The sequence below is a fragment of the Allobosea sp. genome (assembly GCF_030695125.1).
In the GTDB taxonomy this organism is placed as follows: domain Bacteria; phylum Pseudomonadota; class Alphaproteobacteria; order Rhizobiales; family Beijerinckiaceae; genus Allobosea.
This window is the reverse complement of sequence record NZ_JAUYTP010000013.1, coordinates 1-15,765: the sequence shown is the minus strand read 5'-3', so window position 1 is coordinate 15,765 and position 15,765 is coordinate 1. Positions and strand designations below refer to the sequence as shown.

Below are 15,765 nucleotides of genomic sequence, written 5' to 3'. Positions count from 1 at the left end.
TATCCTCCTTACCAGAGAGAGGACTGGCCGCGCTTCAAGCACGCGGCCAGTCCCATGTCCGAGCGCCTCAAGCAATGGCTCGCGTACCATGAAGGGCGTCGGGTGCCAGAGATTCGTCGTCACTCGCACCGACGCTCGACTTCTTCGGCAAGCGATAGCCCTTGATCAGCGAGTAGATTGCCGGGATCACCACCAGCGTCAGCACGGTCGAAGAGACCATGCCGCCGATCATCGGCACGGCGATGCGCTGCATCACCTCCGAGCCTGCGCCGGTGCTCCAGAGGATCGGGATGAGGCCGCCCATGATGGCGACGACGGTCATCATCTTGGGGCGGACGCGTTCGACTGCGCCGAGCATGATCGCCTCCTGCAGATCGGCGCGGGTGAAGGCGCGGCCATCGCGAGAGCACTTGGCCTTCACCTCCTCCAGCGCATGGTCGAGATAGATCAGCATGATCACGCCGGTCTCGGCGGCGACGCCGGCGAGTGCGATGAAGCCGACCACCACGGCGACCGAAAGGTTGAAGCCCAACCACCACATCAGCCACAAGCCGCCGACGAGCGCGAAGGGTAGCGACAGCATCACGATCAGCGTCTCGGTCAGGCGCCGGAAGTTGAGGTAGAGCAGCAGGAAGATGATCAGCAGCGTCACCGGCACGACCACCGCGAGCTTGGCTTTGGCCCGCTCGAGATATTCGAACTGGCCGCTCCAGGTCACATAAGAGCCCGGCGGGAACTGGATGCTGGCTGCGACCGCGGCCTTGGCGTCGGCGACATAGCCGCCGAGATCGCGGTCGCGGATGTCGACGAAGATGTAGACAGCGAGCTGGCCGTTCTCGGTGCGAATCGATGTCGGGCCGCGCACCAGCTTGATGGAGGCGACCTCGCCGAGCGGTACTGTGCCGCCGCCGGGCATGCCGACCAGAACTTCGCGCGCGATTGATTGCGGATCGCTGCGATAGTCGCGCGGATAGCGGATGTTGACGCCGTAGCGCTCGCGGCCCTCGACCGTCGTCGTCACGGTCTCGCCACCGAGCGCCGTCGACACCGAATCCTGCACGTCGCTGATCATTAGGCCGTAGCGAGCAAGCGCATCGCGATTGGGCGTCACATCGAGATAGTAGCCGCCGATGACGCGCTCGGCATAGGCGCTGGCCGTGCCCGGCACGGCCTTGACCACGGTCTCGATCTGCCGGGCGAGCTTTTCCATCTCAACCAGATCCGTGCCCAGCACCTTGATGCCGATCGGCGTTCTAATGCCAGTCGCCAGCATGTCGGTGCGCGCCTTGATCGGCATGGTCCAGGCATTCGAGACGCCGGGGAACTGTAGCGCCTTGTCGAGTTCGGCGATCAGGCCATCGACTGTCAGACCGGCTCGCCACTCGCTCTTGGGTTTCAGGTTGATCACCGTCTCGAACATCTCGGTGGGAGCCGGGTCGGTCGCCGTCTCGGCGCGGCCGGCCTTGCCATAGACCGAAGTCACCTCGGGGAAGGTTTTGATGATCCGGTTCTGGACCTGGAGGAGCTCGGCCGCCTTGGTCACCGACAGCCCCGGCAGGGTTGTCGGCATATACATCAGCGTGCCCTCGTTGAGGCTGGGCATGAACTCGCTGCCGAGCTGACGCGCCGGCCAGATCGAGGCGGCGAGCGCCGCCAAGGCGAGCAGGATGGTCACGGTCTTGGCCCGGAGCACCAGCTTGATCAGCGGCCGATAAAGCCAGATCAGCAGGCGGTTGACCGGATTTTTGTGCTCCGGAACGATTTTTCCGCGCACGAAGATGACCATCAGGGCGGGCACCAGCGTCACCGAGAGGATCGCGGCCGCCGCCATGGCGAAGGTCTTGGTAAAGGCGAGCGGGCTGAACAGCCGCCCCTCCTGCGCCTCCATGGTGAAGATCGGCAGGAACGAGACGGTGATGATCAGGAGGCTGAAGAACAGGGCCGGACCGACCTCGCTCGCCGCCTCAATCAGAGATTCGATACGGGGCTTGCCAGGTGGGGCGCGTTCGAGATGCTTGTGCGCGTTCTCGATCATTACGATGGCAGCGTCGATCATCGCACCGATCGCGATGGCGATCCCGCCCAGGCTCATGATGTTGGAGCCGAGGCCGAGCAGCTTCATCATGCCGAAAGCCATCAGGATGCCGACCGGCAGCATCAGGATTGCAACCAGCGCGCTGCGCACATGCAGCAGGAAGACGAAGCAGACCAGCGCAACGATGATGCTCTCTTCGATCAGCGTCGACTTCAGCGTCGCGATCGCATCGTTGATCAGGTTCGAGCGGTCATAGACAGGGATGATCTCGAGGCCCTTGGGCAGGCTGGCAGCGATTTCGCCGAGGCGGGCCTTGACGTTTTCGATCACGCTCAGCGCATTTTGGCCGAAGCGCTGCAGTGCGATGCCGCTGGCGACCTCGCCTTCTCCGTTGAGTTCAGTGATGCCACGACGTTCGTCGGGGCCGAGTTCGATCCGCGCCACGTCCTTGAGGAGCACCGGGGTGCCGTTGTTGACCTTGAGGACGACGTTCGAGAGATCAGCGACGCTCTTTAGGTAACCGCGTCCGCGAACCATGAACTCGAATTCCGAGAGTTCGACGGTGCGGCCGCCGACGTCCATGTTGCTACCGCGGATGACCTCGCGCACTTTGGACAGCGGGATGTCGAGCGAGCGCAGCCGATTGGGATCGACCACGACATTATATTGCTTGACGAAGCCGCCGACGCTGGCGACCTCGGCGACGCCCTCAGCCTTGGCGATGCCGAAGCGGATGTTCCAGTCCTGCAGCGAGCGCAGATCGGCGAGCGACTTGTCCTTGGCCTGGAGGGCGTACTGGTAGACCCAGCCGACGCCGGTCGCGTCGGGTCCAAGCGTCGGCGTCACGCCTGCCGGCAGCTTGCGGGCAGCGCCATTAAGGAACTCGAGCACGCGCGAGCGGGCCCAGTAGATGTCGGTGCCGTCCTCGAAGATGATGTAGACGAAGGAGACGCCGAAGAAGGAGAAGCCGCGCACCACCTTCGACTTCGGCACCGTCAGCATGGCGGTGGTCAGCGGATAGGTGACCTGGTCCTCGATCACCTGCGGCGCCTGGCCCTTGTATTCGGTGTAGACGATGACCTGCGTGTCCGAGAGATCGGGAATTGCGTCAAGCGGCAGGGTCTTCAGGGCGTAAGCGCCCGACGCCACGGCGAAGGCCGTGCCGATGAAGACCAGCATCAGGTTGCGCGACGACCATGCGATGAGCTTGGCGATCATGGCTGCTTCTCTCCGCTGTCGAGGCCCTGGAGCGCGGCCTTGAGGTTGCTTTCGGCATCGATCAGGAAGTTGGCCGAGACCACGACGCTGTCGTCCTTTGTGACGCCCTCCATAATTTCGACGCGACCGGCGCCGCGCTGCCCGAGCTTGACCTCGCGTGGCTCGAAACGGCCCTCGCCCTTGTCGATAAGGACGATCTGGCGGGCGCCGCTGTCGATGACGGCGCTGTCGGCGACGCTGAGCACCGGCTTGTCCGAGCCCGTATCGATCTCCGCCTCGATATACATGTCGGGCATCAACGCGCCCTCGGGATTGGCGAGCTCCACCCGGACACGTCCGGTGCGGGTCTCCTTGTTGATCTGAGGATAGACCAGCGTGATCTTGCCGGAGAAGCTCTTGCCGCGCATGCCGCGCGGCGAGACCGTGACCTTCTGGCCGACCGAGACCATCGACAGATCGCGCTCGGCCAGATCGATCAGCGCCCACACGGACGAGATGTCCGCGACCCGAAACAGGACCTCGCCGGGCGCCGCGCGCATGCCGTTGACCGCCATGCGCTCCAGAATGACGCCGTCCTGCGGGGCCGGCCAGGTCAGGGCTGCGGGCACCTCGCGCGTCCGTTCGATCGCACTCATGGCAGAGTCAGGCACGGCGAGGTTCTCGAGCCGCCGTCGCGCGCCGGTCAGCGCCTGGGTCGTGATCGCGCCGCCCGAGGCGCGTCCATTGAGCACCGAGAGGTACTCAGCTGCAGCGCTCGACAGCGCGGGGCCGTAGATCTTCATCAACGGCTGGCCCTTGCGCACGACGCCGCCGGTGGTGACGTCCTCGACCGCCTCGACGAAGCCCTCGAAGCGCAGCGCCACGACCGAGACGCGGCGCTCGTCGAGCTGGATCGTGCCCGGCGCGCGCAGCGGCATGCCAAGCGGAGCGAGCACGACCGGCTCGGAGCGCACGCCGGCCTTCTGCAGCTTGCCGGCGCTAACCTTGACGGTGTTGCCGTCTTCCTCCTCGCCGTCGAAGACAGGGAGATAGTCCATCCCCATCGAATCCTTCTTCGGCGTCGGCGAGGTGTCGGGCAGCCCCATCGGATTGCGATAGAACTTGATCCGCTTGGGTCCCGCGGCAGCTTGTTCGGACGTCTCCGGCGACTGACCGGCCACTTGGGCGGGCCTGTCGAATTGGATGTCCTGGCTAGCGCGCACCGGCAGATAGTCCTTACCGGATGCGGTTTTCGCCGGAACCGCGGAGAAGGCCGCAAGCCCATCGGGATCACGGTAGTAGATGACCGGACCGGCAGGCGCGGGCTCGGACGCAGCGCCGGCGGCACGGCCCTTCGTGACCGACGCCATGGCGCCAGACAGCCAGGACGGCAGCGGCATATCGGAGCGGCCAAGAACCAAGCCGGCCGCCGCGGCTCCAGCGAACGCGAGGATCAGCACCAGGAATCGAAACAGGTTTCTCATAGGGTTCCTCCCGCCATGCGTTCCAGCTCGGCGTAGCGGGTCTGTTCTTCGACCCTGAGTTTCAGCAGTTCGAGATCGACGTTGCGCAACCGGCGCTCGGCTTCGAGCACAAATGCGAGATCGGTCGAGCCGGCCTCGAACCCATTTTTCGAGACCGCAACGGACTCGCGGGCCGGCGGCAACTGCCGGGTCTCATGGATTCGGATCGCCTTGCCGGCTGCTTCCAGGCCGAACCAGATCGCGGCGACGTCGCCGTCGAGCTTGAGCCGCACGGCGTCGTTGCGGGCATGGGCAGCGCCGAGCCTGCTGGTCGCGGCGCGCTGTTCGGCGTCCTTGGCCTCATATTGCAGCGGCACCTTAAAGCCGAGCAGGAACTCTCCGGTATCGGCCCCGCCACCCGGTCGCTGCACATAAAGCGCCCCCAGTGTCACGTTCGGATAGTAGTTCAGGTCCTTCAGAGCCTTGGTTCCTTTCGCCGCGCCGACCTCGCTGGCGCTGGCGGCGAGCACGGGGTTGGCGCCGCGGGCGCGGCTCTGGACGATGGCCAGCGTCAGGCCCGGCTTGAGGCGCCGGAAGCCGGCGGGTCGATCAAAAGGCGTCAGCGGCGGCCGGCCGACCAGCGCATTCAGACGCGCCATGACCGATCTGAGTTCGCCCTCGCGCCGGACGACATCGACGTCGGCGGTCGAAGCCTCGATGCGCCCCTTGATCACGTCCTGCTGATCAACCGCAGTCGCGCCATAGCGCGACTGCAGCAGGCCGAGCAGTTCGTCGACCCGGCGCTTGAGCTCTCGCGAGAGTTCGAGCGCCGCGTATGCAGCGTTGTATTCGGCGTGGACCGTCCTGATCCGTGCGATCAGATCGGCGGTGGTGGCGCGGGCCTTGTGGCTGGCGACATCGGCCTCGGCGGCCGCGATGTCGCGCTCCAAGCCTGTCTTGCCCCAGAGCTTCAGCTCCTGCTGCACGCCGACCCGGCGTTCGCCGACGCCGCGTTGCGCATTGACACCCCAGGCCTCGAACTTGACGAACGGGTCGGGCTGCGCACCAGCAGCGCCGATGGCCTGGCGCGCCGCCTCGGCGTCATAAGCCGCCGCGACGAGTTCCGGACTGAGCCGCCGCGCCAGCGCGACGACGCTGTCGGAGGTCGCACCGGGAGGTGAAGCCTTGCCCGCGACGGCCGGAGACAGCCACGGCAGAACCGTGGCTGTCTCCGAGCATCGCGAGCCGGATGACCCGGCCCGCGCGGTTCATGGCAGCGCCTTGAGAACGAGGCGGCTTTCAAGCGAATCGGCTTCGCCCTGGACTTTGGCGCCGAGCGAAAGGCGCCAGCCACCCTCCATGATCAGGTTGACCTTGAAGCGATAGACGCCCGGCTCCGTGCTCGGCATCGGCTCGATCGAGGTCTTCATCGTCTCCATGCCATCGGGCTCCATGTCGAGCCGCGTCGCAAAGATCACGGCGTCAGGGACTGGCTTGCCGTCGGATTTGCGGATCAGGCGGACGGCGACGATGCCCTCGCCTTTTTTCGTCTCCTTCTCGACGAGCTGGAAGTCGTAGTCCTTGATGTCGGCATGAGCTGCGGTCGTGCCCATGCTCAGGGCGAGCACGACCAGCGCCGCCGGGCGGGCACATAAAAGCGTCTTGAACATGTCAACTGATCTCCAAATTCCATGAGTCCGCGCCGTTCGAGGGCAGGCGGATTGCGATGCAAGCCGACGACAGCGCAGCACCCGGAACGAGCCGGACGGTCTGCATCCTGTCAGCCGGTCATGGAATCAGAAGCGGGGAGGTCGAGCAGGCGGGCTCGGCTCGAATTCGGGCCGGGCACGGTCATCAGACCTATCGGCAAGCTCGGCAGCTTCGTAAGTGATGGTATCCGCCGTCACAGCCTGAGGAGCGACGAAGACGCTCGCAACTGCACAAAATGCCGCGAAGGGACAAGTAGCACGGGTGTCGGCGCTGCCGCTTTGATCCGCCGCCGTTTCCGACTGAGCCATCGTGGCGCAATCAGAAACACGCGAGGTTGCCATTGCAGCCGGGGTCCAGCCGCCCACGATCAAGCCGGCGATAATCGCAGCTCGGAGCAAGACACGAACGAAACCCGAAAACGGCATTTTTCAACACTCACACAGTGGGTTAGTCGGGACAAGAGCTTGGGCTAGGTTATGACGCGAAAGTGACCCCTGACGCGGTCTTGGTACGCGCGGTCTGGCCACTGCAGGCACAAGGCATCGGAACCATAGCGCGGCTCAGATCCGCACCAGGCGCAGCCGGAGAGCGTTGGCGATGACACTGACCGAGGATAGCGCCATCGCCGCAGCAGCGATGATCGGCGAAAGCAGGATTCCAAAAATCGGGAAGAGCACGCCCGCCGCGACAGGAACTCCAAGCGCATTGTAGATGAAGGCCCAAAACAGGTTTTGGCGGATATTGCGCATCGTCGCCTGCGACAAGCGACGCGCCCGGACAATGCCGGTGAGGTCGCCCTTGAGCAGCGTTATGCCGGCGCTTTCGATAGCGACGTCGGTGCCTGTGCCCATGGCGATCCCGACATCCGCGGCGGCGAGCGCTGGGGCGTCATTGACCCCGTCTCCTGCCATGGCGACCACGCGGCCAGCGGCCTTGTAGCGATTGACGACGGCGCTCTTCTCTTCCGGAAGCACCTCGGCCTCTACGTCCGCAATACCCAGTCGGCGCGCGACGGCTTCGGCGGTCGTCCGGTTGTCGCCGGTGAGCATGATCACGCGAATCCCTTCGACCTTGAGGGCCGCCAGCGCTTCAGGGGTCGACGCCTTGACCGGGTCGGCAATCGCTATGGCGCCAGCCGCGCGACCGTCGATGCCGACGAATATCGCAGTTGCGCCTTCGCGCCTCAGGTCATCTGCCGCTTGGGACAGTGTCGCAACATCCACCCCCTGCTCGGTCAAGAACTTGGCGTTGCCGATCACTACCGACCGGTTTTCAACCTTGCCCAGTGCACCTTTGCCGGTCGGCGAGTCGAAATCGGCAGGATCCGCCAGTGTCAAGCCGCGCTCGGTTGCCGCAGCGACGATGGCTGTCGCCAGCGGATGCTCGCTTGCTCGTTCAACGCTTGCCGCGAAGCGCAAGATCTCCTCTTCGTCGAAGCCCGCCGCCGGAACGATCGCCGTCACTGCGGGCTTTCCCTCAGTCAGGGTGCCAGTCTTGTCGATGACGAGCGTGTCGACTTTCTCCATGCGCTCCAACGCCTCGGCGTTCTTGATGAGAACGCCGAGTTGGGCGCCGCGCCCGACCCCGACCATGATGGACATCGGGGTCGCGAGACCAAGCGCGCAGGGGCAGGCGATGATCAGGACTGCGACCGCGGCGATCAAGGCAAACGACAGGCGCGGCTCAGGGCCGAAGACGAACCAGGCCAGGAAGGCGACGGCGGCAATCAAGATGACCGCGGGCACGAACCAGCCCGCCACCTCGTCGGCCAGTCTCTGGATCGGGGCGCGCGAGCGCTGCGCTTCGGCCACCATCTGGACGATGCGGGCAAGCATCGTGTCGGCCCCGACCTTCTCGGCGCGCATGATGAAGCTGCCGGTCTGGTTCAGGGTGCCCGCGATCACCTTGGCGCCGGGCTCCTTGGTGACCGGCATCGACTCGCCCGTCACAAGGGATTCGTCGATGGCACACCGCCCTTCCAGAACCTCGCCATCGACCGGCACTTTTTCCCCCGGGCGAACCCTGAGTCGATCGCCCGCGCCGACCGAGTCGAGCGCGATCTCCTCGTCGGTTCCGTCTTCGCGGATGCGCCGCGCCGTCTTGGGCGCGAGATCGAGCAGCGCTCGGATGGCGCCGGACGTCTGCTCGCGCGCCCGCAGTTCCAGAACCTGGCCAAGGAGAACGAGGACGGTGATCACGGCGGCGGCCTCGAAGTAGGCTGGGATGCCGCCATCGGCGCCGCGCAAGGCGATCGGAAAGATACCGGGCGCGACGGTTGCCACGGCGCTGTAGGCCCATGCGGCCCCGACGCCGAGCGCAATCAAAGTAAACATGTTGAGGCTGCGCACGACGACCGACTGCCAGCCCCGAACGAAGAAGGGCCAGCCGGCCCAGAGCACTACGGGCGTGGCGAAGGCGAGCTGTAGCCAGTTCGAAGTTTGTTGGCCGATGAGCGAGGTCAACCCGGTGAGGTCCCCGCCCATCGAAAGGATCACGATGGGGGCCGTCAGCGCCGTGCCGATCCAAAACCGGCGGGTCATGTCGACGAGTTCGGGGTTTTGCCCCGCTTCCGCCGTGACGAGGATGGGCTCGAGGCTCATGCCGCAGATCGGACAGGAGCCAGGCCCGATTTGCCGGATCTGCGGGTGCATCGGGCAGGTGTAGGTCGCGCCCTCAAGCACGAGGGTCTCAGTCTTCATCTCGGTCGCCGAAGAGAAATAGCGCGCGGGGTCCTGCTCGAACTGGTCTCGGCATCGCGCGGAGCAGAAATAAAAGGGATGTCCGCCAAGTTGCGTCCGGAACGGCGCAGTATGCGGGTCCACCATCATGCCGCAGACGGGGTCCTTGACGTGGTGTTCGGCAGCAGGGCCCGCAGGATGCATCTTCAGGGCAGGGTCGAACGCATCATTCAGCGGCCCATGACCGGACGCACTTTGGCTATCGCAGGCGTGTGGCTCTGTCCGACTATGAGTCATGGCGAACTCCTTGTTCACTTCGGGCGTTGAACAGTGCGACAACGCACACAACGGTCCGACGGTCCCAGCTTGGAAAACCGGCAAGTCAACCAACGCCCACTGGTCTGGGTCAAAACGGTTCGAAATCCGCCGGCCAGCTGCCTGAGGCCGCAGCCGCTCACGGAAGCATCTCGGCTACGAAGAAGAACAGGATCAGCAGCCCGGTGCCCATATATGACACGCTTTTCCAGGATATCGTGCGCGAAATGGGGCGAGCGGCCTGAGCCGTATGACGCGACATCCATTGCTCCGCCTCATCCAGGCGTTTCCGTATGGCCAACTCATCGGACCGATCATGATGATAACGAGTCGGGATTGCTCTGATCGAAGTCATCTGGTGCCTCCAGTTTCTGGCCGTGCGATGACAAAATCACTTCCAGGACGGAGGTCCCTTGGAGAACGGCTTGGTGAAGGGGTGAGGGGCCGGCTTGGGGGCAATAGCCTGATCGGGCTTAACGGACGGCACATCCGATTTGGCGGCCCGCGCGACGAGGTTCTTGGATTTCGAATGGCCCGTCTGAGCTGAGTGACCCTTGTGGGCTCCGTCTCCCTGGCGCGGGCCACGGTCGGTTGCTTGGGCATATCCGCTCAGCGCCACGAAGAGGGCAGCGGTCACAATGAGTTTCATCGAACTTTCTCCACGGAGACGCAGTTGTCTCTTGCTGGAGAGTTCGGGGCCAACTCGGCGTTGGTTACAGGTGCTTCAAATAAGGTGAGTAGACCAGGAGTTATGGCGCTCTCGCGGTTGGAGCATCGTCATCGCGCGTTTTGCCGCCATTCAAGCCATCATGGAGATGGCGTGCGATGATGAGCTGGACTCTCCTCGACCCGGATCACATTTTGGTCACAGGACGTTTGCGCCGCCCCGCCGGCATGTTAGCTCTTTGTCATGCTGAGGATGTCCGCCCGACGATTGAGCGCGTTTGCTTTGGCTTTTAGTCTCATCATGGGACTGGCGCTTCAGGGCGTTCAAGCTTCGCAGATGCGGGCAGCCATGGCCGCGGGCGCGATGTCCATGGCGATGCCAGATGGCTGTGACGGCTGCGATCTGGACGGCATGAGCGCTGCTTCCTGCGCCGCCATGTGCGCGGCCGTAATGGCGGACTTTCAGGTTGCGGGAGCCATTGAGACTGCGGCGCTGGCGCCCAGCTATTTAGCCATGATCGTTCGAGGCGCGGACCTTCGCCGTCCACCTGATCCCTTTCCGCCGAAATCCATCGTTCTGATTTAGGCGCGCCGTCCGCGGATGCGCCTGAACTCGCGCATCCGGCTCAAGGCCATGGCGCGACTGCGCGCCGGAGGTCTTCGCAATGCGAAGCCGTCCGACCCCCGCCGCTATTCAGGACTACGACAATGTCACGATTTTCACGGCCCATGCTCAGCCGTCGGTCATTCATTGCCGGCAGCGCGGGCGTTGTCTCGGCGACTGCCCTGCCGCGCCAGGCCGATGCGCTTGCACCTGCCATCAGGGAGTTCCGCCTTGTCGCCGCGCCGGGCCAGAGTTCGCTCGTCGGCGCCGCTCATCCGGAAACTTCGGTCTGGACCTATAATGGCCAGACGCCAGGCCCGGAGATTCGGGTCCGGCAAGGCGAGCGCGTGCGTCTGCTCGTCGAAAACCGGCTGCCCGAAGAAACCACCGTGCATTGGCACGGGGTGCGCGTCCCGAATGCCATGGATGGCGTCCCGCATCTCACACAGGCGCCGATAGGAGTGGGCGAGACCTTTGCCTACGAGTTTGCCTGCGAGGACGCGGGTACGTTCTGGTACCACCCGCACCAAAGGAGCCATGCCCAGGTCGGGCGGGGTCTTTATGGCCCGTTCATTGTCGAAGAGCGCGAGCCCTATCCGGTCGATCGCGACGTCACTTGGATGCTGGGTGACTGGCGACTGTTGAAGGACGCCTCGATCAGCGACGATTTCGGCGCCATGCACGATGTCAGCCACGCCGGCCGGATCGGCAACACGGTTACGGTCAACGGGGTTGTAATGGACAGCTTCGAGGTCCGCGCCGGCGAGCGGATCCGGCTGCGGCTCGTCAATGCCGCCAATGCCCGGGTCTTCGGGCTCATCTTCGAAGGGCACGCGCCACGCATCGTGGCGCTCGACGGGCACCCGGTCGCGCCGCACGAGCCGGAGGATGGCTACGTCTTGCTCGGGCCGGCGATGCGCCTCGACGTCGTGATCGACATGACCGGCAAGCCAGGCAGCCGGTTCAAGGTTGTCGACGCCTTCTACAAGGGCCTCGAATACCGGCTGCTCGACCTGAGCTATGCCGACGAGTCGCGGGAAAGCGTACGGACAACGTCGATCCCGGTGCTACCCGCCAACCCCGTACCGGAGCCAAACCTGGCTTTGGCCCGTCGTCACGATGTGGTCCTCGGGGGTGGGATGATGGGGATAATGGCGGGGGCCCTGGTTCATGGGGAGGTGATGGACGCCCGCACCATGATGCGGCACGGCCTCGCTTGGGCGATCAACGGCGTCGCCGCCACGGGCCATGTCCATGAGCCCATGGCAACCCTCGAGCGCGGCAGCACCAACATCCTCGCGCTCACGAATGAAACGGCCTGGTGGCACCCGATGCACCTCCATGGCCACACCTTTCGCGTGCTGAGCCGCAACGGCCTGCCGACGCGCAATCGCGAATGGCAGGACACCGTGCTCGTCCGCCCCCGCGAGACGGTCGAGATCGCGTTCGTCGCCGACAATCCTGGCGACTGGATGTTCCACTGCCACGTCTTGGAGCATCAGGCTGGGGGAATGATGGGAACAATCCGTGTCGCCTAACCAGACAGACAAACCAGAGGAGAACTCCATGCGCATGCTCAACACCGCCGTCGTCGCCCTCGGCCTGATGCTGGCTGGCCCCGTGCTGGCCCAGACAGCAAAGCAAGCTACGCTCTTTAAGAACCCGCAGTGCAGCTGCTGCGAGGAGTACGCTAAATACCTGCGCGAGAACGGGTTCGAGGTGAAGGTCGTGGCGACGCACGACCTGCCCTTGATCAAGAAGCAGCACGGCATATCCGGTGACCTCGAGGGCTGCCACACCACGGTCATCGACAACTACGTCGTCGAAGGGCACGTGCCGGTCACGACCCTGAACAAGCTGCTTACGGAGCGCCCGGCCATCAAGGGCGTCTCGCTGCCGGGCATGCCGGCCGGCTCCCCCGGCATGACGGGTAAAAAGCGCGAACCTTTCACGATGTTCGAGATTTCGGGCGACGCGAAGCCCAAGATCTACGCGGTTGAGTGAGGGCGGATGATGCACGACATGATGAGCGCCGGCATGATCTGGGGTATCGGGCTGACCGGGCTCCTCCTGGTCCTCACGATCCTTGCATTGGGCAGGGGCCTGTTCAGGAGGGGGCCATGAGGTCGCTTGTGCTTGCCCTCTTGCTCGCGGCAGCGCCACTCGCTGCGACCGAACGACCCGCCAACTTCGCCCTGCATGACGAGGCGCGGCCTGTGCCCGAGATCGCCTTCGTCGACGGCGAAGCCCGCACGCGCACCCTCGCCGACTTCAGGGGCCAGGCTGTGCTGCTGAACCTGTGGGCGACCTGGTGCGCGCCATGCCGCAAGGAGATGCCGGCGCTTGACCGCCTGCAAGCGGCGCTCGGCGGCCCGGATTTCGAGGTGGTCGCGCTGTCCCTCGATCGCGCCGGAGTCGAACCCGTGCGCCGGTTCTACCGCGAGACCGGCGTGAAGGAGATCGCGATCTACCTTGATGCGTCTGGAAAGGCCTTGCGGGATCTCAAGGTAACAGGCTTGCCCACCACGCTCCTGATCGATAGGGAGGGGCGCGAGCTGGGTCGGCTGATTGGCCCAGCGGAATGGGATGCGCCCGAGATGGTCGCGTTTCTGCGGGCGCGCATCGGCCTATCTGCACAGCGACGCCAACCATGAGGAGCCAGTTTGCGACTCGCAACGGTGACCCTTGCTCGAAGCCCAGCAGGAATGTAACCGGACGGCCAAAATCCGCGAACTCATGGATGAGCGCAGATGTCGTCGCGTGAAGTCGAGTTGCGGGCGCTGATGATGGCGAGCCTCGATGGCGAGGCGAAGGCGCATCGGGTGCTGCTCGAGCGGCTGAGCCGGCATTTGCGGGCCTATTACAAGAACAAGTTGGAGCGTATTGGGCGCAGTGCTGAGGAGGCGGAGGAGCTGATGCAGGACGCGCTGATGGCAATACACACGCGCCGCGATTCCTATGACCCCGAGCAGCTCTTCACGCCATGGGTGCATGCCATCGCGCGTTACAAGCTGATCGACCACCTGCGCAAGACGAAATCATCGATGACGGATGTGCCGCTGGAGGAAGCAAGCGAGGTCATGGCGCAAGATGATCACACCGCCACTGAAAGCGCGCTCGACCTCAATCGGATGCTGGCGGCGCTTCCGGACAAGATGCGGCGGGCGATCCAGTACGTGAAGCTCGACGGCTTGAGCGTGAGCGAGGCCGCTACGCGTTGCGGCATGTCGGAGTCAGCCATCAAGGTCAGCGTGCACCGGGGCCTGAATGCCATGGCGGCGGCGATCTCTCGAGGACAGAGAACATGAAGACCGAACAACTGATCGACATGCTGAATATGAATGTCGAGCCGGTCGACGGTCGGCGGTTTGCCCGCAAGCTCCGCATCGCGCTGGCCGCCGGAGCCCTTGTCGCGCTCGTTGCGGCGCTGCTCGTCCTCGGTGTTCGCCCGGACTTGAAGAGCGCCGATGCGCTGGGCTTCTTGTTGTTGAAAGTCGCTTTCGCCGTCAGCGTCGTCGGCGTCGCTTCGCTTTATCTCATGAAGGTTGTCCGGCCCGGCGGAGAGCAGAAGACGCATTCTCTCCTGGTCTTGGCGCCGTTTGGCATCATCGCTGTCCTCGCGGCTTTGAGTCTCGGCAATGCCCCGAGCTCTCATTGGAGGACGATGGTCGTCGGCGAGATGTGGCTCGAATGCCTGTTGTCGATCCCGATCATCGCCCTCTTACCCTTCGCTGTGATTGTCTGGTCCGTGCGCCGGTTCGCCACCCCAACCGATCTCACCCGAACCGGCGCCTTTGTCGGTCTTGTCGCCGGTGGCGTGAGCGCGATGGGTTATGCCCTGCACTGCATGGACGACTCGCTCCCCTTCGTGGCCATCTGGTATGGTGGAACGATTGCCTTTTGCACGCTCGCCGGCGCTTTGCTTGGGCCGCGGCTGCTGCGCTGGTGAACAATGCGGGGCGTGCCACTTTGTGAATCGAAGCCGCGCGCCCACGCGATCGTCGCGCCGCCACTGGGCAACGGACTCGTTTGAGTTCGACAGAGGTCTGAAAGGCGCCCGACTCGTGTAGGGCCGCCATTCCTGCGCGAGCGAAATTATCTGCTCGCGTACATGTAACCGCTCCAGAAGCAGTTCCGAACTCACCAATGGCCCCTGCATCACGTAGTGGCCATTTTCGGAATTGCGCAGGAGAACAACAGTGATCGACAGCCCTAAATTAGCGCGTTTGCGCCGACTCTCCCTCAATGCGGCCCTGTTTGTCGCTCTCGCTTCCGGTCCGCTCATCGTTGGCCCGGCATTCGCCCAAGGAAGTCACGGCATGGACACGATGAAGGGCATGCCAGACAAGGGCGGCGCCAAGCCTGCTGGGGCGACCAGCGCGTCGGCCGTCGGCACGGTCGAGGCCATCGACGCCCAGAATCGAAAGATCAAATTGAAGCATGAGCCCATCGCGGCGTTCGGCTGGCCGTCGATGTCGATGGAAATGACCGCCGCCCCGTCGGTCGACCTCGCCAAGGTCAAGCCTGGTAGCAAGGTCAACTTTACCCTCAGCAAGGGCGCGAACGACACCTACACCGTCGACGCGCTCAGCGTACAGTAGTTGGACTTATGGGCGGGCTCCCTAGTGGCCCGTCCTCAGTCTTCGCGGGTCTCCATACTGCCATCAATCTGACAGGGAGGGTGTGCGGTGGCTGTCCTGACACGGTCACCAAAAGAGCCTTCGATCGCTGACTGCACGCAGGCGAATTCGAGAGGTTCACTGCGGCGGTGAACGGCCCCGGGGAAAATGGCGCTCTCGGAGCGAAAAATTGTAACGCTGCGAGCGATCGACCCGAACTCATGATCAGAAGCGCACGAGCAGCTTCACTTCGGCCCTCTGTTGGACGGACCGCGAGCTGGCCGGGTTTGAGGAGAATGTCATGAATGCAAGCATCGAGTCCCCAGGCGCAGGCATGTCTGTCAACGGCGGTCGGATTCCAGGCCATCGGGGCGGAGTAAAAGCAGGCCAGTGGCGGCGCCGGAGGACGATATGCAAAGGGCCCCGATCGGGGCCCTTTGCATATCGTCGCGTTCGTTTCTGATCAGCCTCCGGTTAT

The 15,765-nt window shown here is 64.2% G+C and carries 14 protein-coding genes; 7 read left to right on the top strand and 7 right to left on the bottom strand.

What is annotated here, in order from left to right:
* Nucleotides 1–67: 67 nt before the first annotated feature.
* From Q8S38_RS03360 to Q8S38_RS03330, 7 genes are all read right to left on the bottom strand, one after another.
* Nucleotides 68–3,253: an efflux RND transporter permease subunit gene (locus tag Q8S38_RS03360; RefSeq protein WP_305679012.1), complete on the bottom strand. Its 3,186-nt coding sequence runs from the start codon at nucleotides 3,251–3,253 to the stop codon at nucleotides 68–70.
* On the bottom strand, nucleotides 3,250–4,716 hold the full coding sequence (locus Q8S38_RS03355) for an efflux RND transporter periplasmic adaptor subunit (RefSeq protein WP_305679011.1): 1,467 nt from the start codon (nucleotides 4,714–4,716) through the stop codon (nucleotides 3,250–3,252). The genes Q8S38_RS03360 and Q8S38_RS03355 overlap by 4 nt, the downstream gene beginning before the upstream one ends.
* Entirely contained in the window at nucleotides 4,713–5,903 is a 1,191-nt protein-coding gene (locus Q8S38_RS03350) for a TolC family protein (RefSeq protein ID WP_305679025.1), read from the bottom strand. The genes Q8S38_RS03355 and Q8S38_RS03350 overlap by 4 nt, the downstream gene beginning before the upstream one ends.
* Before the next feature lie 60 nt (nucleotides 5,904–5,963).
* A complete protein-coding gene (locus tag Q8S38_RS03345; protein WP_305679010.1) occupies nucleotides 5,964–6,365 on the bottom strand; it encodes a FixH family protein in 402 nt (133 codons plus the stop codon).
* A 600-nt stretch (nucleotides 6,366–6,965) separates the two neighbouring features.
* On the bottom strand, nucleotides 6,966–9,380 hold the full coding sequence (locus tag Q8S38_RS03340) for a heavy metal translocating P-type ATPase (protein WP_371125820.1): 2,415 nt from the start codon (nucleotides 9,378–9,380) through the stop codon (nucleotides 6,966–6,968).
* A gap of 157 nt (nucleotides 9,381–9,537) precedes the next feature.
* Entirely contained in the window at nucleotides 9,538–9,753 is a 216-nt protein-coding gene (locus Q8S38_RS03335; RefSeq protein WP_305679009.1) for a hypothetical protein, read from the bottom strand.
* 36 nt (nucleotides 9,754–9,789) lie between these two features.
* The gene (locus tag Q8S38_RS03330) at nucleotides 9,790–10,047 is read right to left on the bottom strand and encodes a hypothetical protein (RefSeq protein WP_305679008.1); all 258 of its coding nucleotides are present in this window, start codon (nucleotides 10,045–10,047) and stop codon (nucleotides 9,790–9,792) included.
* 285 nt (nucleotides 10,048–10,332) lie between these two features.
* Here Q8S38_RS03330 and Q8S38_RS03325 point away from each other — a divergent pair, with 285 nt between their 5' ends.
* The 7 genes from Q8S38_RS03325 to Q8S38_RS03295 all read left to right on the top strand — a co-directional run bounded on the left by Q8S38_RS03325 (nucleotide 10,333) and on the right by Q8S38_RS03295 (nucleotide 15,269).
* A complete protein-coding gene (locus tag Q8S38_RS03325) occupies nucleotides 10,333–10,650 on the top strand; it encodes a hypothetical protein (RefSeq protein WP_305679007.1) in 318 nt (105 codons plus the stop codon).
* Nucleotides 10,651–10,793: 143 nt separating this feature from the next.
* Complete coding sequence (locus Q8S38_RS03320; RefSeq protein ID WP_305679006.1) at nucleotides 10,794–12,206, top strand: multicopper oxidase family protein; 1,413 nt, start codon at nucleotides 10,794–10,796, stop codon at nucleotides 12,204–12,206.
* 28 nt (nucleotides 12,207–12,234) lie between these two features.
* On the top strand, nucleotides 12,235–12,672 hold the full coding sequence (locus Q8S38_RS03315; RefSeq protein WP_305679005.1) for a DUF411 domain-containing protein: 438 nt from the start codon (nucleotides 12,235–12,237) through the stop codon (nucleotides 12,670–12,672).
* Nucleotides 12,673–12,788: 116 nt separating this feature from the next.
* The gene (locus Q8S38_RS03310; protein ID WP_068176686.1) at nucleotides 12,789–13,322 is read left to right on the top strand and encodes a TlpA family protein disulfide reductase; all 534 of its coding nucleotides are present in this window, start codon (nucleotides 12,789–12,791) and stop codon (nucleotides 13,320–13,322) included.
* 96 nt (nucleotides 13,323–13,418) lie between these two features.
* Nucleotides 13,419–13,976, top strand: a complete 558-nt coding sequence (locus tag Q8S38_RS03305; RefSeq protein ID WP_305679004.1) for a sigma-70 family RNA polymerase sigma factor — start codon at nucleotides 13,419–13,421, stop codon at nucleotides 13,974–13,976.
* Nucleotides 13,973–14,617, top strand: coding sequence for a DUF1109 domain-containing protein (locus tag Q8S38_RS03300; RefSeq protein WP_305679003.1), 645 nt, complete (start codon nucleotides 13,973–13,975; stop codon nucleotides 14,615–14,617). The genes Q8S38_RS03305 and Q8S38_RS03300 overlap by 4 nt, the downstream gene beginning before the upstream one ends.
* Nucleotides 14,618–14,867: 250 nt before the next feature.
* Complete coding sequence (locus tag Q8S38_RS03295) at nucleotides 14,868–15,269, top strand: copper-binding protein (RefSeq protein ID WP_305679002.1); 402 nt, start codon at nucleotides 14,868–14,870, stop codon at nucleotides 15,267–15,269.
* Nucleotides 15,270–15,765: the final 496 nt, after the last annotated feature.

Excerpts from the sequence above, each read along its gene's own strand:
- Q8S38_RS03300 (WP_305679003.1), top strand. The coding sequence starts at position 13,973 with ATGAAGACCGAACAACTGATCGACATGCTGAATATGAATGTCGAGCCG.
- Q8S38_RS03335 (WP_305679009.1), bottom strand. The coding sequence starts at position 9,753 with ATGACTTCGATCAGAGCAATCCCGACTCGTTATCATCATGATCGGTCC.
- Q8S38_RS03360 (WP_305679012.1), bottom strand. The coding sequence starts at position 3,253 with ATGATCGCCAAGCTCATCGCATGGTCGTCGCGCAACCTGATGCTGGTC.
- Q8S38_RS03330 (WP_305679008.1), bottom strand. The coding sequence starts at position 10,047 with ATGAAACTCATTGTGACCGCTGCCCTCTTCGTGGCGCTGAGCGGATAT.
- Q8S38_RS03310 (WP_068176686.1), top strand. The coding sequence starts at position 12,789 with ATGAGGTCGCTTGTGCTTGCCCTCTTGCTCGCGGCAGCGCCACTCGCT.
- Q8S38_RS03320 (WP_305679006.1), top strand. The coding sequence starts at position 10,794 with ATGCTCAGCCGTCGGTCATTCATTGCCGGCAGCGCGGGCGTTGTCTCG.
- Q8S38_RS03305 (WP_305679004.1), top strand. The coding sequence starts at position 13,419 with ATGTCGTCGCGTGAAGTCGAGTTGCGGGCGCTGATGATGGCGAGCCTC.
- Q8S38_RS03315 (WP_305679005.1), top strand. The coding sequence starts at position 12,235 with ATGCGCATGCTCAACACCGCCGTCGTCGCCCTCGGCCTGATGCTGGCT.
- Q8S38_RS03345 (WP_305679010.1), bottom strand. The coding sequence starts at position 6,365 with ATGTTCAAGACGCTTTTATGTGCCCGCCCGGCGGCGCTGGTCGTGCTC.
- Q8S38_RS03340 (WP_371125820.1), bottom strand. The coding sequence starts at position 9,380 with ATGACTCATAGTCGGACAGAGCCACACGCCTGCGATAGCCAAAGTGCG.
- Q8S38_RS03355 (WP_305679011.1), bottom strand. The coding sequence starts at position 4,716 with ATGAGAAACCTGTTTCGATTCCTGGTGCTGATCCTCGCGTTCGCTGGA.